The sequence below is a fragment of the Methylophilus sp. Leaf408 genome, from assembly GCF_916856905.1.
Taxonomy (GTDB): domain Bacteria; phylum Pseudomonadota; class Gammaproteobacteria; order Burkholderiales; family Methylophilaceae; genus Methylophilus.
The window spans coordinates 1,442,002-1,457,735 of sequence record NZ_CAKASK010000001.1 but is presented as its reverse complement, the minus strand read 5'-3'; the positions used below and the strand labels follow the sequence as shown (position 1 = coordinate 1,457,735).

General features: G+C 44.8%; 15 protein-coding genes. 12 read left to right on the top strand and 3 right to left on the bottom strand.

The window, feature by feature from the left end; genetic code table 11:
- Nucleotides 1-270: 270 nt before the first annotated feature.
- From LPA26_RS06715 to LPA26_RS06695, 5 genes are all read left to right on the top strand, one after another.
- Nucleotides 271-912, top strand: coding sequence for a thermostable hemolysin (locus LPA26_RS06715; RefSeq protein WP_055826347.1), 642 nt, complete (start codon nt 271-273; stop codon nt 910-912).
- 4 nt (nt 913-916) lie between these two features.
- A complete protein-coding gene (locus LPA26_RS06710; protein ID WP_255659048.1) occupies nt 917-2,410 on the top strand; it encodes an AMP-binding protein in 1,494 nt (497 codons plus the stop codon).
- Nucleotides 2,407-3,072: a TenA family transcriptional regulator gene (locus LPA26_RS06705; RefSeq protein WP_229007764.1), complete on the top strand. Its 666-nt coding sequence runs from the start codon at nt 2,407-2,409 to the stop codon at nt 3,070-3,072. The genes LPA26_RS06710 and LPA26_RS06705 overlap by 4 nt, the downstream gene beginning before the upstream one ends.
- 1 nt (nt 3,073) lies before the next feature.
- Nucleotides 3,074-3,865 (top strand): SDR family oxidoreductase, encoded by a 792-nt coding sequence (locus LPA26_RS06700; RefSeq protein ID WP_229007763.1) that lies wholly within the window; start codon nt 3,074-3,076, stop codon nt 3,863-3,865.
- A gap of 78 nt (nt 3,866-3,943) precedes the next feature.
- Nucleotides 3,944-4,531, top strand: coding sequence for a tetratricopeptide repeat protein (locus LPA26_RS06695; protein WP_370634336.1), 588 nt, complete (start codon nt 3,944-3,946; stop codon nt 4,529-4,531).
- Between the two features lie 139 nt (nt 4,532-4,670).
- Here the strand turns inward: LPA26_RS06695 and LPA26_RS06690 are convergent, their stop codons facing one another.
- Nucleotides 4,671-5,009 carry a DUF2171 domain-containing protein gene (locus LPA26_RS06690; RefSeq protein ID WP_370634334.1) on the bottom strand — a complete coding sequence of 113 codons (339 nt, stop codon included), beginning with the start codon at nt 5,007-5,009 and terminating at the stop codon, nt 4,671-4,673.
- 1,346 nt (nt 5,010-6,355) lie between these two features.
- Here LPA26_RS06690 and LPA26_RS06685 point away from each other — a divergent pair.
- Complete coding sequence (locus LPA26_RS06685) at nt 6,356-7,840, top strand: Atrophin-1 multi-domain protein (RefSeq protein WP_200936961.1); 1,485 nt, start codon at nt 6,356-6,358, stop codon at nt 7,838-7,840.
- Nucleotides 7,841-8,004: 164 nt separating this feature from the next.
- Here LPA26_RS06685 and LPA26_RS06680 read toward each other — a convergent pair whose 3' ends face one another.
- Entirely contained in the window at nt 8,005-8,493 is a 489-nt protein-coding gene (locus LPA26_RS06680; protein ID WP_229007761.1) for a hypothetical protein, read from the bottom strand.
- Between the two features lie 364 nt (nt 8,494-8,857).
- Here LPA26_RS06680 and LPA26_RS06675 point away from each other — a divergent pair, with 364 nt between their 5' ends.
- Nucleotides 8,858-9,586 carry a hypothetical protein gene (locus LPA26_RS06675; RefSeq protein ID WP_229007760.1) on the top strand — a complete coding sequence of 243 codons (729 nt, stop codon included), beginning with the start codon at nt 8,858-8,860 and terminating at the stop codon, nt 9,584-9,586.
- Nucleotides 9,587-9,626: 40 nt separating this feature from the next.
- Nucleotides 9,627-10,535 (top strand): hypothetical protein, encoded by a 909-nt coding sequence (locus LPA26_RS06670; protein WP_229007759.1) that lies wholly within the window; start codon nt 9,627-9,629, stop codon nt 10,533-10,535.
- A 163-nt stretch (nt 10,536-10,698) separates the two neighbouring features.
- On the opposite strand, the gene LPA26_RS06665 is transcribed toward LPA26_RS06670, so the two are convergent.
- Nucleotides 10,699-11,334 (bottom strand): hypothetical protein, encoded by a 636-nt coding sequence (locus tag LPA26_RS06665; RefSeq protein ID WP_229007758.1) that lies wholly within the window; start codon nt 11,332-11,334, stop codon nt 10,699-10,701.
- Between the two features lie 162 nt (nt 11,335-11,496).
- On the opposite strand from LPA26_RS06665, the gene LPA26_RS06660 reads away from it, so the two are divergent.
- The 4 genes from LPA26_RS06660 to urtA all read left to right on the top strand — a co-directional run bounded on the left by LPA26_RS06660 (nt 11,497) and on the right by urtA (nt 15,723).
- Nucleotides 11,497-12,687 carry a porin gene (locus LPA26_RS06660; RefSeq protein WP_229007757.1) on the top strand — a complete coding sequence of 397 codons (1,191 nt, stop codon included), beginning with the start codon at nt 11,497-11,499 and terminating at the stop codon, nt 12,685-12,687.
- Between the two features lie 40 nt (nt 12,688-12,727).
- Nucleotides 12,728-13,951, top strand: coding sequence for a formamidase (fmdA, locus tag LPA26_RS06655; RefSeq protein ID WP_229007756.1), 1,224 nt, complete (start codon nt 12,728-12,730; stop codon nt 13,949-13,951).
- Between the two features lie 53 nt (nt 13,952-14,004).
- A complete protein-coding gene (locus tag LPA26_RS06650) occupies nt 14,005-14,343 on the top strand; it encodes an FmdB family zinc ribbon protein (RefSeq protein WP_055826332.1) in 339 nt (112 codons plus the stop codon).
- 141 nt (nt 14,344-14,484) lie between these two features.
- Nucleotides 14,485-15,723 carry an urea ABC transporter substrate-binding protein gene (gene urtA, locus LPA26_RS06645; protein WP_229007755.1) on the top strand — a complete coding sequence of 413 codons (1,239 nt, stop codon included), beginning with the start codon at nt 14,485-14,487 and terminating at the stop codon, nt 15,721-15,723.
- Nucleotides 15,724-15,734 lie beyond the last annotated feature (11 nt).

Sequence of the window (15,734 nt, the reverse complement as noted above, 5' to 3'; positions counted from 1 at the left end):
CTATAGATGCAAAAACATGGTGTTCCAATTTATTTATCTAGAATGGATATACATGCGATTAGAGAAGTTATCGACCCTCAATCTAAGTAAGAATTAATTCGCGAGTTTAGGAGATAAATTGTCTGCAAAGTTTGCAGGGCTTTTCTTTCGCAGCTATGCATTTATTGCATGAATTATCATTTTAATTTCCTTAACTTAATGATTTTAAAGTAATTTTTTTATTGGCATGTCGCTTGCTCAGTTAGGATCGTATTCTTACGGAAAGCCTATATGTTCAGCGCATCGATCCCAGTGTTTCCTCAGGCCTTTTATGCTGAAAGAGCCTATGATTTACGCGTCTTTGCAAAACCCAAAAGATATACCCTGCAAGAGATTAACGCGTTTGAAATAAATGCAACTCATTCGGATCGAATCGAGGTCGAAAACTTCATTGCAGCAGTTTTCGATTTTGCATACGGCGCGCATGTAAAAAATTTCATGCCTAAACTGATCGCTTTACGAGATCAGAATCATCAATTGATGGCAGCGTTTGGAATGCGCGATGCAAGCGATTCATCTTTATTCCTGGAACAGTATCTGGATGAACCTATTGAAAACGTTATATCGCAAAACCTCAATTGCAAAATTCAACGTTCAGATATCACGGAGATCGGCAATCTTGCTGTTGCCAATCCTAGAAACGCCGGCATCCTTATCTCACATGTAATTCAACATAGCATTAATGCAGGGGTGCAGTATTGTGTGGCGACTGCTCATCACACATTACAAAATGGATTGATTAAAGGTGGCGTCGATGTACTGCCTTTATCACCAGTGGACCCCATGCGCTTACCCCCTGGTGAATTAGCCAACTGGGGGCGTTACTACGATAACCAGCCACAAGTCGTGGTTGTTCGTCAGCCTGTGAGGTAAGAAAATGCAATACGCTACTTTTGAACAAGCTTTAGCGAAACATGCCTTACTAAGCCCTCACTCAGTTGCATTGCAGGGTAGCAGCACAGCACTTACCTATGCGCATTTGCAGCTCGAAGTTGATCAACTGAGACGCGAGTTAGCGCTGGATAGTAGTTGTCAGCCGATTGCTTTTGCAATTTCCAATCATCCGGCATGGGTTGTATTGGACATCGCTGTATTAGGTTGTGAAATTCCGTCAGTGTCTCTTCCATTTTTCTTCACTGACACGCAAATCTTCCATGCGGTTTTGGATGCCGGTGTCGGGACATTGATTACAGACCAGCCTGAACGATTCAGCAGGATTTTTGCAAGCTTAATCAAGAGAAAAATGACCTTGCTGATTGCAGGTAAACGCGTCATGCAAATCGAGTTAAGTGTTCCTCCAAAGCGTTTACCAAAAGGAACTGTAAAAATTACCTATACCTCTGGCACCACGGGAACCCCGAAGGGCGTGTGCTTAAGTGTAGAAAGCATGTTGAATGTAGCCGGGTCTGTGATTCACGCAACTGGGATCACTGGTGAAGCGAATCATTTATGCGTATTGCCACTAGCTACACTTTTGGAGAATGTAGCGGGTGTTTATGCAGCCCTGCTTGCAGGCGCAAAGGTGCATTTACTCTCCAGCCAGGAAGTGGGATTAAATGGCAGTCAATTGGATGCTCAGCAATTGCATTATGCACTATCGGACACGCAAGCCAACACCGCTATTTTCATTCCAGAGCTACTCAATGCACTGGTCAGTGTGATTGAGTCCGGGGCCTTGCCTCTGCCCAATTTGCGCTTTCTTGCAGTGGGTGGTGCAGCTGTGGCGAGCCAATTGCTGTCCAGAGCCAATAAGCTTGGAGTGCCAGTCTTTCAGGGTTATGGGCTATCTGAATGTGCCTCAGTGGTTGCTTTAAATACCATGTCCGAAAATCAAGTCGGCAGTGTTGGTAAACCTTTGCAACATCTGGAAATCAAGCTTGCCGATGATGGTGAGATATTGGTGAAAGGTACGCATTTCCTAGGGTATACCGGACAAGCGGAAGTTGCTCGCCATGAGTGGTTAGCCACTGGTGACATAGGTGCTCTGGATGCGCAGGGATATGTATATATCAAAGGTCGTAAGAAAAACATGTTCATCACATCGTTTGGTCGAAACGTTTCACCCGAATGGCTTGAATGCGCATTATTGAATTCTCCATACATTACTCAAGCGTGTGTTTATGGAGAAGCGCAGCCATGGAATATTGCACTTGTCGTATGTAAACCAGGCATATCCGAGAAATTGATTTCCGAATCAATCGCGGAAATTAATCAACAGTTGCCAGATTACGCCCGTATCAAACATTGGGTGCCGGTCAGCCCATTTAGGAGTGCCAATCAACAGTTAACCCTGAATGGTAGACTGAAACGACAGGCAATTTATCAAGTACACCAGGCAGCTATTCATCATTTATACAAGGAATTGGCATGACCTTTTACGAACAGCTTTTGCAAGCAACAGAACCGGACAGAAAAGCACTTCTAAGTCTACCGCTAATAACGCGTGGTGCTGCAGGTACATTGAGCCTGGAAGCCTATGTGGCATTCCTCACACAGGCTTACCACCATGTTAAACATACTATTCCATTGCTTATGTCTACAGGCGGGCGTTTAGAGGAGCGATATGAGTGGTTACGGGTGGCGACTGGTGAATACATCGAAGAAGAAATGGGTCACCAGGAATGGGTGCTAAACGATATTGAAGCCTGCGAATTTGATAAAGAAAAAGTACGTCATGGCAAGCCAGGTTTAGCCACAGAACTGATGGTTTCATATGCATATGATATGGTTAACCGTGTCAATCCAATCGGCTTTTTTGGCATGGTATTAGTACTTGAAGGGACGAGTACAGCAGTGGCGAGCCATGCAGCAAAAGCAATTTCTCAAAGCCTGAATCTACCAGCCAACTGCTTTAGTTATCTGGCTTCTCATGGCGCTCTTGATGTCGAGCACACGCAATTCTATGAGGAGATTGTTAACAAAATCTCTGATGAGGAAGATCAGCAATTATTGGTGCATGCTGCAAAGGTATTTTACAAATTGTATGCCGATATCTTTCGGGATTTGGGTGAGCAGTTCATTGGGAAGGCTTGATATGGACCTCAAAGAAAAACGAATTCTCCTGACTGGTGCAACAGGCGGGTTAGGCCAAGAACTTGCAATCGCACTTGCCAGGAAAGGCGCTGAGCTCACCTTGGTTGGCCGGGATGAGGCCAAATTGCTACAACTGAAAAATTCGTTATTTCAGATTGGCAAAAGTGCGCACACTATTGGGATTGATCTCAGTGAAACGGGAGCAATTTCTTACGTTTCAAAAGCTGCCAGGCGATATATGGGCGGGGTCGATATTTTAATCAATAACGCAGGTGTCATGGATTTCATTAAATTTGAACAGCAGACTCCAGAGCGCATCGAGCAAATGATAGAAACAAATGTAACCATACCGATTCAGCTTTCTAACGCCATTCTTGCAGAATTCCTGCTGAGGGGTACTGGCCATTTAGTATTTGTCGGCTCAATATTTGGCTCGTTGGGTTTTCCTCATTTTGCAACCTACTGCGCCAGCAAGTTCGCTATTCATGGATTTTCTCAATCCTTACGCCGTGAGCTATTAGGTACCAATATTGGCGTCACTTATATTGCACCCAGAGGGATTAACACGGCGATGAACGATGCCAATACTGTTGCCATGTGGCAAAAGACTAACAGTGAAATGGATGAGCCGGTAGTGGTTGCCAACCGTATTGTTCGCGGCCTTGAAAAAAATCAACAAGAAGTGTTTATAGGGCAGCCACAGTCATTCTTTGCCTGGCTAAATGGCGTGTGTCCAAAATTAGTCAGCAGTGGTATTAAAAAAGATACAGCCATTGCACGTCATTTTTTATAACTTCGAAGGAGCATTCTCATGAAACATTATCGGTTAGGTATTTCTGTTCTCTTACTCAGTTTATTTTCCGGCTTAGTCATGGCTGATGAAAAACTTGATGGAAGTATTGCCAGTTTGCAGCACGAATGGGCGAAGGCTAATTACAGTACCCCTAAAGATGCACAGGAGTCTGCGTTCAAAAATCTGTCCGAAGAAGCGCACCTGATCACTGAGAGAAATGCTAATGCCCCGGAAGCCCTGATCTGGGAAGGCATTGCCAATGCTGGTTATGCTAAAGCGAAAGGTGGCCTTGGGGCACTTAAACTTGCCGAAAAGGCACGTGACTTGCTGCTTGCAGCCGAAAAGTCTAATCCAAATGCGCTCCAAGGATCAGCGTATACCAGTTTAGGTTCACTATATTACAAGGTACCAGGTTGGCCAATCGGATTCGGCGACAAGAAAAAAGCTAAAGCTTATCTTGAAAAGGCATTGCAAATAAATCCAGCAGGCATAGATCCCAACTTTTTTTATGCGGATTTTCTGAGTGAACAAGGTGAATATAAGCAAGCCATTCCGTACTATGAAAAAGCATTAGTTGCCTCACCAAGGATTGGACGCGAAGATGCTGATGCCGGCCGTAGAGCTGAAGTTGAAGCAGGGTTGAAGTTAGCCAAGAGTAAAGTCTGACTTAAAGTGACCAGCCTAATTGTTTTATCGAATGGATAATAAAATTTCAGCAAGATATCGACGCTTAATAATCAAACAGACTCAAGGAGTTAACCTTGAGTCTGTTTAAAATAATACTCATTGAATAGTAGAGAATGCATCAATGAATTGGTGTTAGCGACCAACTTTTCATTGCTTCATCGCCAGGGCGATCAACGACAACTTTGCCATTTTCAGTACTGGTTACCCAACTGGTCGGAATATAGTGATGCTGGCCGTTGCTATCTTTATTCAACTTGATGCAGTCAGTGCCTTCAAGGTGATCCACTGTTGCAAACTGACCACCTTGCGAACAGACCACCGGCATTTCCGGAAGGATCTGGTTGATATTCATGTTGTTTTCCTGTGAAAGTGCGTTTTGATTGCCCGTGTCAGCGTCAGGGGTAAGCGCGTTATCAATGATTTCTTCTACAAAGTTTTTTGGGGAAGTGTTCGTCATTTCATCTCCTTGATGTTCTTCTTCATTTGAAAATTCGATGATAAATAGACGGTTTGAAAAAGCTTATCAGGAGATGGCTGATTGCGCTGTAAGAATTACGGAAAGCTATTAAAAACCCCCAAGGCTACAATTACTAGCATGTTGTAAACGCCGGCAGTGATTTCAAAGGATCTCAAGCGCGACTCATGGTTGAAAATATGCGTGTTCATCAGCTCATCTGCCCGGGTTTTCGCAATGAGAGTCAGTAGGGCATCCCAAACCTGCTGGCTGGTGCCTCACCGAACATGATAATCCCATGCTTGATGAAAGCCCGTTCGCACACCTAGTTGATCCCAGAGATTTGCAAGTGGTAGTAATTTGATGAGACGGCTGCAGGGGAGATTGATAATAACTGTTGTGCGGAGAGGTCACGAATACTGTCTCCTCTTCTGTTTCCGCTGCAAATACATTGAATCCCAGAATCACTTAAGATTCGTGAGATATTGCGAGGGCTTGAAAGTTCCTCTTTATATTTCAATGGTTTGCAATAGATAAGCTGGCGCAAAATGCGAGGAAAATGCTAAAAAGCAGGGCCAATGCAGTAGTTTGCGACACACAAATCCATTAATTCATTTTAAGTAATTTTACTTATCCAGTTATATACATGGACTTTACAAACTTTTGGTTTAAAAACTGGGAGCATAGTTGCAGGAGACTTTGAGTGACCAGTTACATAAGTGGTATATCTTTTGCTAATAAGTCTTGTAAATCGATATTGAAGCTAAATTCATTAGCAATTTAATCCGAGATGTTTAAACAACTTCCCATCCTGGTCACTTTATACAATAGCTTGTAAATTTTGTGACAAATTTTGGCTATTCTTGATTTGCAAGAAGGGTAATCATCAAAACAGCAATGCAGTGTAAAAGCACTTTAAATATCGAATAATCGGACACTGTCTAGATTAAAAATGTGGATCGACTTAAAAGAAAGAATGTTATCTAAACCGTTAAACTTTAGTGTTATGGGTTTGCTAACAGTACAAATTGAGATAATAAACTGGCAATTATTTTTTGACTGTCAGTAATTATACTCATATCGAAAAAAACAAAAGCCTTTAGGTTTTTGATGCAGATGAGTTAGAAGTGTTATTGGAAAGCGTTTTAGTCGTTGGCAGTCACCTCGTGGAAACAATCCGTATAGCGACTGCTTGGAATGTCAGTGCAGTAAAAAATGTAAAGTGCATATCATGAATGTTGTGCTTGTTCATCAGTATAACTACTCATAAATGCCACCCAAGTTTGCATGGGTTACGTTGGATTTACGAATGCTGATCATTTAATCATAACCTTTCCTTATAGGAGTAAATGATGAAAGCATACACAAACGTGTCTTTTATTATCCGGAATTGCCTAGCCTCAGTGTCCCTATTAACAGCCATAAGTGCTGTTGGTGCAGTTGATCCAAATGTTGCGGCAGCCCAATTAAGTAACAATACTAATTCGAGCAGTAGTCAATTACGGCTTGCTGAATATTATGCAAAGCCCTTTGCTAAAAACTCTCTTTGGAATAGCAGGCCTATTTCCCCGACTTTTTCTAATTATGTGATCCCACCTTCAATATATTATCCTTTAATTGAATCAGGTAAATATTCGTCAGGATGTTTTTATGCTGACGATAAAAGTGGGGCTGTGACGGTTAAACCCACTCCAGGTCGACAGGGTATATATGATGCTGATTCCGAAACAAATCTGCCTCAAGTCGTTGTCCCGCATTGGCCCGCTGACTTGGAGCCTTCTGCAAGTGGCGATGGTCATGCTGATATCTATGATGTTTCAACCGGCGTGATACATTCTTTTTGGCAGCTGAAAAAAGTGAATGGTGCCTGGACGGCCTACTTATACGCATGGTCGTCAATGAAAGGTGATGGCTGGGCTGATCCGGCACATTATTACCAAGGTGCAAGGGCTGTCGCGATAGGCGCCTGCCCAGGTATCATCCGGAAACAGGAGTTTCTAAGTAACGATGCTATCTATCCTCATGCGCTAGCCATGTCTCTTGATAAGACTGGCATGGGACCAGGATATGTTTATCCTGCAACATCAGCTGACACTTTAAGTGCAAAAAATACTGGTCAGATCCCTGAAGGTACATTACTCATGCTGCCCTCAGATTTTGATGTTTCCAAGATTAAGACGCCTGAACTGATTAAAATTGTGAAAACATTAAAAGTGTATGGTGCCTATGTGGTTGATCTTAATCACGGCACGCCTTTTGTGATCTATGCTGAAATAGGCTCTGGGCTTAATGTACATAAAAATGGATGGAATTCCAGAGCCGGTAACGAGTTGCACTTAATTCGCCAGTCTTTGCGTAGAGTCACCGCTGCCAAGTATTGGGTGGATGCAAATGGAGCCCCATTTACGCCAGAGAAAAATTTAAATATTTTATCTATGCGTGGGCCATGGGGTGTTAAAAGAGGAAATGGTTGGTACAAGAATGACCCTAGCGTCGGGCAATTTAATACGTGGAAACAAGCGGTGGAATTTGGCCCAACAAAATCACCTATTGTGCAGTCGAATCCAACTAACCGGTTTGTAAGCCAGGTGACATGGGCTAAACCTAATCCTGGGGACAAGTTTAAACTGACTGCCGTCACTACTGGTGGTGGTAAACTGAGACTGGTTATTTACGACCAGAGCGGGAAGACGAGGATTGATACCTATGATTTATCTAATGGGCAATCGACGACTTTCATTTGGCCGACTGGTACTCTTAACTTTAATCTTTTTGCGACTAGTGGTGTCGGTCAGGGCTCAAGCGTCAGTGGTACTTTATTACGTGTTAAGTAAATCATGACTTACCCTAAAAAACGGACACTTTTATCAAGCGTATTAAGATGAAAGTAAACGTAAGAAAGGGTAAGCAATTTGCTGCAAAAGAAGAGAAATACATAAAAGAAGCTTATCATTTCAAAGTATTGCACGGAAAGTGCGTGCAATACTTTGAATTAAAATCAATCCCTGCCCTTACCGTTTCCATTGCCGTTCCCACGCCCTTTGCCATTTCCCGGCACACGATCATCATGCCTGGGGCCACGTCCTTTTTTGTCATAGTGCTCATGGTGATGATCATCTCTGCCACCCCTGTAATCGTCATGATCATGTGAGTAAGATACATAGCGGGGCGCATATACATTTTGGTACCAGGAGTCCTGGACAAAATATACTTGTCTGCCACATGCGCCGTAGTGACCACAATAGCGTGACCATTTTTTCATCTGGCCAGGCGGGACACGCAAATACATAGGGGGTTGCACAACAGCTACAGGTGGTGGTTGGATAATCACCGGTTGTGCATAGACGACTTGTGGGGCCGGGTAGGGGTCACCTAAAACGATCTGACCATAAAATCCCGGTTGACCGATACTGACAGCGACGCCATCTGCATAGGCTAGCGCTGAAGTTGTTAAAAATACTATACCCATCGCTACATTTTTAATCATGGTATTTCCTCTCAGATAAACATGCTTATTAGATTAAGCATGAAATAAATGCATGGTGGGCATTTTAAAAATCTGTACAACAGGAAAGTAGTCTCATAAATCTGATAGCTACGTCAGAATGCGCTGACAGCTGTATAGGAATTTATCCTAAAGTGATTCGTAAGTTGGAATGGATAAATTAGGGTTTTGTAGCCTTACTTAAGGACTATTGCAGATAAGGTCTATTCAAAAGTTTTATGCGATGCATTTACCTAACATTAGTACTATTGTCATGCTTTACATATCTTGATAAAGTGCAAGCGCTTTTAATTTAGCAACTCAGCCTAGGCTGTAATAATTTATAAAAACTAATCAGGGATTTTTAATGAAAACTCATCTAACGGTTTTAACAGTAGCATTAGTAATTTTTATAAGCGGTTGTGCGACTGCACCGCAAACGCCTGTCGCACTTTCAAACAGTGCGATTGCAAACAATCAACGTATCGGAATAGCGATGACTGCGTTACCGAAAATAGATACACAGTTTCCAGGTGCGGACTGCTTGTTATGTTTAGCGGCTGCTTCAATTGCTAACTCATCGCTCACTAAACACACTCAAACCTTAACATACGACACTTTGCCTACAGTTAAAGAACAGCTTGCAGTGTTGCTGAAGAAAAAAGGGGCCGACGTGTTTGTGATTGATGAAGCCTTAAATGTAAAGGATTTAAAGAGTTCGGGGACTAAAGGGGACAAAGTCGCTATAAAGGATTTCTCATCTTTTAAACAAAAATACAATATTAATAAGTTATTAGTGATTGAGATCAACAGCCTGGGTTTTGTCAGGACGTATGCGTCATACATCCCCACCAGCGATCCAAAAGGCACTTTGCAGGGCGTGGGCTATATGGTTAATTTAGCCGACAATACCTATGATTGGTATTTGCCTGTCTCAGTCACAAAAAGTGCTGAATCAAACTGGGACGAGCCGACTGCGTTTCCTGGACTGACAAATGCCTATTTTCAAGCAATGGAAATCGGTAAAGATTCGTTTCTAAGCCCATTTTCGGGAAATGTGATCACTTCCACTATTGCTCCTACAGTGACCAAATAGTGTAAGCAAATCTTAATCAGTTTTTAAAGGGTGATGATCAATGAAACGCATTTTATTATTGGGAAGCATGGCTATATATGCGCTCTTTTTCAATACAAGTGGAATGGCTGAACCAGCCAGTAAGACAGCCACATTATCATTGCCTTTTAAAAGCAATAGCCAATGGATGCTTGAGATACCCAGCGATGGGCCGGTTGTTTACCATGGCGTTTATAGTTTGGACGAAGCCGGGACGGGTAAAGGAGGCATGCTTTACCCCGCACCCAGCGCGGCAGGACTTGTCGCCGCCATCGTCACGCACGCGCTCATTATTAACTCTGCTAAAAACGACCAGAAAAATCAGCTTCAACTGAATGCTGACCAAGTGCTATCGAACTATCAAGAGGCACTTAATAACTTTAAATATGGAGAGCTAATACAAAGAACGGTTGACAGGGTATCGATAATACATGCGGCAGAACATGTAAAAGCACAAGGCTATTCTGACCGTAAGATGATCATTGAAAGTGCACCAACCTTCATGCTTACACAAGATCAGAAAACCGTTATTATCAATGACAGCATAGTTATACGCATGCCGGGCCAAACGCCGGAAGTGGCTTATAAAAGCCTGATCAGGGTCATTTCTAATGCTGATAATAGCGCTGACTCCTCATTATTTTGGACTGGTAATCAGGGAGAAAATATTAAAGGTATATCATCACAACTCCATGCCCAGTCAATCGATATTGCATTACAAACTTTCGTGGCTGGTAAGTCGACAGAAAACAAGCCTTTCCAGACTGTGCGTTACAGAGAAGGATTATCTGACAAAGTAGAGCGTGCTCAAGTCATTCACAAAGATTGTGAACGCATGTTAATCAAAAACTTACGCGGTATGTTTATCTCTGCGCCAGTAGTGAAGTCAGTTGAAAATGGTTGCGAGACCATGACAGAATTTAAAACATAAGCACCTTAACTTGCAGTGGACTATGCCACTGCAAGATTAGCAACCTGCGCTCACAGATTGACTGCGCTATTCAAGCATGAAATATCTCGCAATGGATACAAAAAAATAATCTGTTTTTTGCGACATTGCATAAGAATTACCGAGTATTAATCATCTATCCATGCTATTTAATATTCCTGATCGCCATCCATCCCAAATCATGCATACATACTACAAAGGCGCGTTTGAACGTCTGGGTTTTGTAGTTGGGTAAATAATCTGGCCCCAGTTTCTTCTCGCAGGAGACTTGATCCTGTTTCAGCTTGTCTGGAAATGCCCCCATTTTCCACCAGGAGTTAATCGCGTATTCCACATCGGGGCCGTCATTTACTGTTGAGTGGCTGGCGGCCTTGTCTGTTTTCTCTTCAGCGGTCGTGCTGGTTGTCGTTGCAGCGGCGGTAGGTGCAGCCATCTCTGTAGGCTTGGTTAAAGTTGTAGCACTATTCTGTGGTGTTTTCGCAACAGCAGGGGCGACTGGTTTTTCCTTTTTATCCGGAGTGATCTCAATAAACGGACTCGGCTTACTGATGACTTCCTGGTGGTTGTCACGGGTTTCTATGGTCGCAAACAGCGGATCCAGCGCGTCAACTTTTGGTTTTTGCCAGCCTTGTTCTGCCAGGCAGGCGCTCAGTTGATCGCCGCTGCCACGGCAGGCTTGGTGCGCCCTGTCTATATCCTGTTGCGAACCTCCGCGCTTATATGAAACCTCGCCACAACCGGGCAATAAAGCTACCAATATTAAGTAAGTTAAAAGACGCATTGCGAGTCCTGTTCTCAATTTGTTATGCGAAGTCTAGCGGGGTTTGCTATTTAGCATCCTACGCAAATTGACGTATTTGTCCTACACCTCCCTGTCGTTAATCTGGGCACAAGTTTTGATCGACTGTGATTGTTTTGAAGTTAACGAGAAAGGGAGTTTTAGATGATGAATATTAAAAAATGTGCCTTGCATACCGCTGTAGCAATGGCTTGTGGCTTGGGTGCGCAATTGGCAAATGCGGGCGCCACTATCAGTTTTGGTGAAGACAAGTATATCAGTGCCGGCTTCGGTTTTATCACCAGTTACAACTCTGTTGAAGACGCAGCTGCCAACGGCAGTGATCGGTCTAACGATTTCACACTGGACAGTGCACGTTTGTATTTGTCAGGTTCATTCAATAAATACATCAAGGGGATGTTGAACACTGAGAAATCAGGTGGTGGTTCTGCCAACAGTAACTTTGAAGTGATTGATGCCAACGTGCAGTTTCAGGTTACCCCTGAAGTGTCCATCTGGGCAGGTCGTTTCCTGTCTCCAAGTGACCGTGCCAACATGGCAGGCCCTTACTACTCTATGGGTGGTGGATACTGGGCAAACATCGCTTCCCGCTACGGCTGGAACGGTGGCGTGATTGGCCGTGATGATGGTGTGGCTGTGGTGACCAGTTTTATGGAGGATCACGTAGCTGTTTCTTTCGGTGCCTTTGAAGGCGACAACATTTTCCGTTTCAGCGGTGTGGGTGCGCAATCTGAAGCCAATGGTACTAAAGACAAATTGATGTACGCCGGGCGTGTGCAAGTCGACTTCTGGGATGCAGAGCCTGGTTACTACGGTACAGGTAATTATTTTGGTGCGAAAGACATCCTGGCTATTGGTGTCGCTGGCCGTATGAAAAAAGATGGCGTGGTTAGCCCAACAGGCACAGTGGGTGATTATTCATCTTACAGCGTGGATTTCCTGCTTGAGAAAAAAGATGTAGGCCCAGGTACTTTCTCTGCTGAAGCTGCTTATTACTACTATGACACAGACAATGTTTTGCTCGGCGAGCAAGGTAAAGCTTACTCTGCCGGTTTGGGATACCTGTTCAATGACCCAATCGGCTGGGGCAAGATCATGCCTATCGTCCGTTACCAGAAATTTGACGCAGATGGTGCAACCACGTTTAGCACAGCTACCACACCAGCCACATTTACAAATACCCGCCCAGGTGGCGATGTGAAGCGCTTTGAAGTCGGTGCCAACTACGTGATCGCGCCATACAACTCTGTCATTACAGCGACTTATGGCAAGACTGATACACCTACAACCTCTAGCGACAATTTCTTCCGTGTTGCATTGCAGATGCAATTTTAAGCAAACCTTATAAGCCTTTCTCACAAAGGAGATGAGTGTAATGAAAACAATAGTGAAGTTGGATTTGGATAAAAAGCCATGGGAGCAGGACGGTCAGATCCATAACCGTTGGCACCCGGACCTGCCGATGATTGCCATGGTCAAGCCTGGTGACGAGTTCCGTGTCGAGTGCATGGACTGGACCGGCGGCCAGATCGGTAACAACGACAGCGCCAACGATATCCGTGATGTGGACCTGACCCAGGTGCATTACCTGAGTGGCCCTATCGGGGTTGAAGGTGCTGAACCGGGCGACCTGATGGTGGTGGATATCCTCGACGTGGGTACGTTTGAAGACCAGCAATGGGGCTTTAACGGCCTGTTTGCCAAGGAAAATGGCGGCGGTTTCCTGACTGACCATTTCCCTAAGGCAAGCAAGTCAATCTGGGATTTCCACGGCGTTTACACTACTTCCCGCCATGTACCTAAGGTGCGTTATGCCGGCATCATGCATCCTGGTTTGATCGGTTGCCTGCCATCACGTGAGTTACTGGAAACCTGGAATGAGCGTGAAGCTGCGCTGATTGCCACCGACCCTGACCGCATACCGGCGCTGGCACTGCCACCCGAGCCACAGTCTGCGGTAATGGGCCGTTTGTCAGGTGATGCTGCCAAAAAAGCGGCGGCGGAAGGTGCGCGTACCGTTCCGCCACGTGACCACGGCGGTAACTGCGACATCAAGAACCTGACCAAAGGCTCCAAAGTATATTTCCCGGTGTATGTGAAAGACGGTGGTCTCTCTATGGGTGACCTGCACTTCTCACAAGGCGATGGTGAAATTACTTTCTGCGGTGCGATTGAAATGGCCGGCTACCTGGACATCAAGGTCAGCCTGATCAAGGATGGCGTCAAGAAATACGGTATCAAGAACCCGATTTTCCAGCCTAGCCCGATCACTCCGACTTATCGTGATTATGTGATTTTTGAAGGTATCTCGGTAGATGAAGCTGGTAAACAACACTACCTGGATGTACATGTGGCTTACCGCCAGGCTTGCCTGAATGCGATTGAGTACCTGAAGAAATTCGGCTACAGCGGTGAACAGGCGGTGGCTATCCTTGGTACTGCACCGGTTGAAGGTCATATCAGCGGCATTGTAGATATCCCGAATGCGTGTGCAACGTTGTGGGTCCCGACCGAAATCTTCGAATTTGATATCCGTCCGAATGCTGATGGACCGAAGATCGAAGTCCCACCTGGAATCAATGTGGCGCCAAGTACTTAAGATTTAAGGAAACTTAGGTTTACGTTTTAAAAGTTTGCATAAGGAAAAGCGAGATGCCTCTTTACGAATATGAGTGTGACAGTTGTGGCGTGTTTACCGCGCTACGCAAAATGAGTGAATCCAGTTTGCCAGCTGATTGTGATTGCTGTGGGTCTGAAAGTCCGCGCATCCTGTCGGTGCCTAAACTGGCCATCATGGGCAAGCAACAACGGTCTGCGCATGAACGTAACGAGAAATCTGCCCACGAGCCACGCAGTGGTCGCCGCTCAAGTTGTGGTTGTACAGGCTCACATACCTGCAAAACCACCACCAAGGTGAACCCTGATAACGGCAAACCGGCGATGCAGATGCAAACCAAGAAAACGGCCAGGCCCTGGATGATCGGACACTAGTCTGATCGACCAAGTAAAGCTCATCGGGCCTCGTCTGATCAGCCGACTAAAGCCCTCGTCGTAATAAAGCAGTTCCTGAATACAGTATGTAGTGAGCAATGTTTAATTTTGAAGTTAACTGATTTTTAAAGGAGAGTTGTAATGAGTACCTTGAACAGAAGGGGTTTTATCAAAGGCGCGATGTTAGGTGCCATGATGGCAGCGGGTCTCGTTACCGGATACGCATTTGCTGCAGACTATCCAACAGCAAAAGTGAACACCACCGGCCTGGCCGTGACTGACACAACTGTCAAAGTCGGTATCCTGCACTCCGCAACCGGCACGATGGCGATCAGTGAAACAGGTTCTATCCAGGCTGAAAAGCTGGCGATTGAGCAGATCAACGCCATGGGCGGTATCCTGGGTCGCAAGATCGAAGTCGTGCAGGAAGACGGCGCATCTGACTGGCCGACTTTTGCTGAAAAAGCGAAGAAACTGCTGGAAAAAGACAAAGTGGCTTCTGTGATGGGCTGCTGGACATCCGCTTCACGTAAAGCTGCATTGCCAGTGTTTGAAAAAGACAACGGCTTGCTGTTCTATCCAACATTCTACGAAGGTTTAGAGCAATCTAAAAACGTGTTCTACACAGGTCAGGAAGCGACACAACAAATTCTGGCAGGTCTGGACTGGATCGCTAAAGAGAAGAAAGCTAAAACTTTCTACCTGATCGGTTCTGATTACATCTGGCCACGTACTTCCATGAAAATTGCCCGTAAACACATCGAGCAACATCTGGGCGGTAAAGTGGTAGGTGAAGAGTACATCGCTTTGGGTGATACGCAATTTGGTTCTGTGATCAACAAAATCAAACTGAAAAAACCTGACGTGATTTATGCAGCGGTTGTTGGCGGCAGTAACGTAGCCTGGTTTAAACAGTTGAACGCAGCTGGCCTGAACTCAAGCAAGCAAACCATGTTGACCATCTCCGTGACCGAAGATGAAGTATTGGGTATCGGTGGTGAGAACCTGGCTGGCTTCTACTCAGCCATGAAATACTTCCAGTCGCAAGACAACGATGCAAACAAAAAATTTGTTGAAGCCTTCAAAAAACGCTGGGGTAAAGATGCTGTGATCGGCGACGTGACGCAAGCGGCTTACCTGGGCCCATGGTTGTACAAAGCAGCGGTTGAACGTGCTGGCAGCTTCGATGTAGACAAGGTTCAAGCAGCATTGCCTGGCTACGAGTTTAAAGATGCACCAGAAGGCCCTGTGACTGTAGAAGCTAACCATCACCTGACTACCAAACTGCGTATTGGTCAGTGGGGTAAAGATGGCCAGGCGAAAGTGGTTTACACCTCTGGTTACATCAAACCTGATCCATTTCCAAAAGGCTACCAATAAACTAGTCTGGT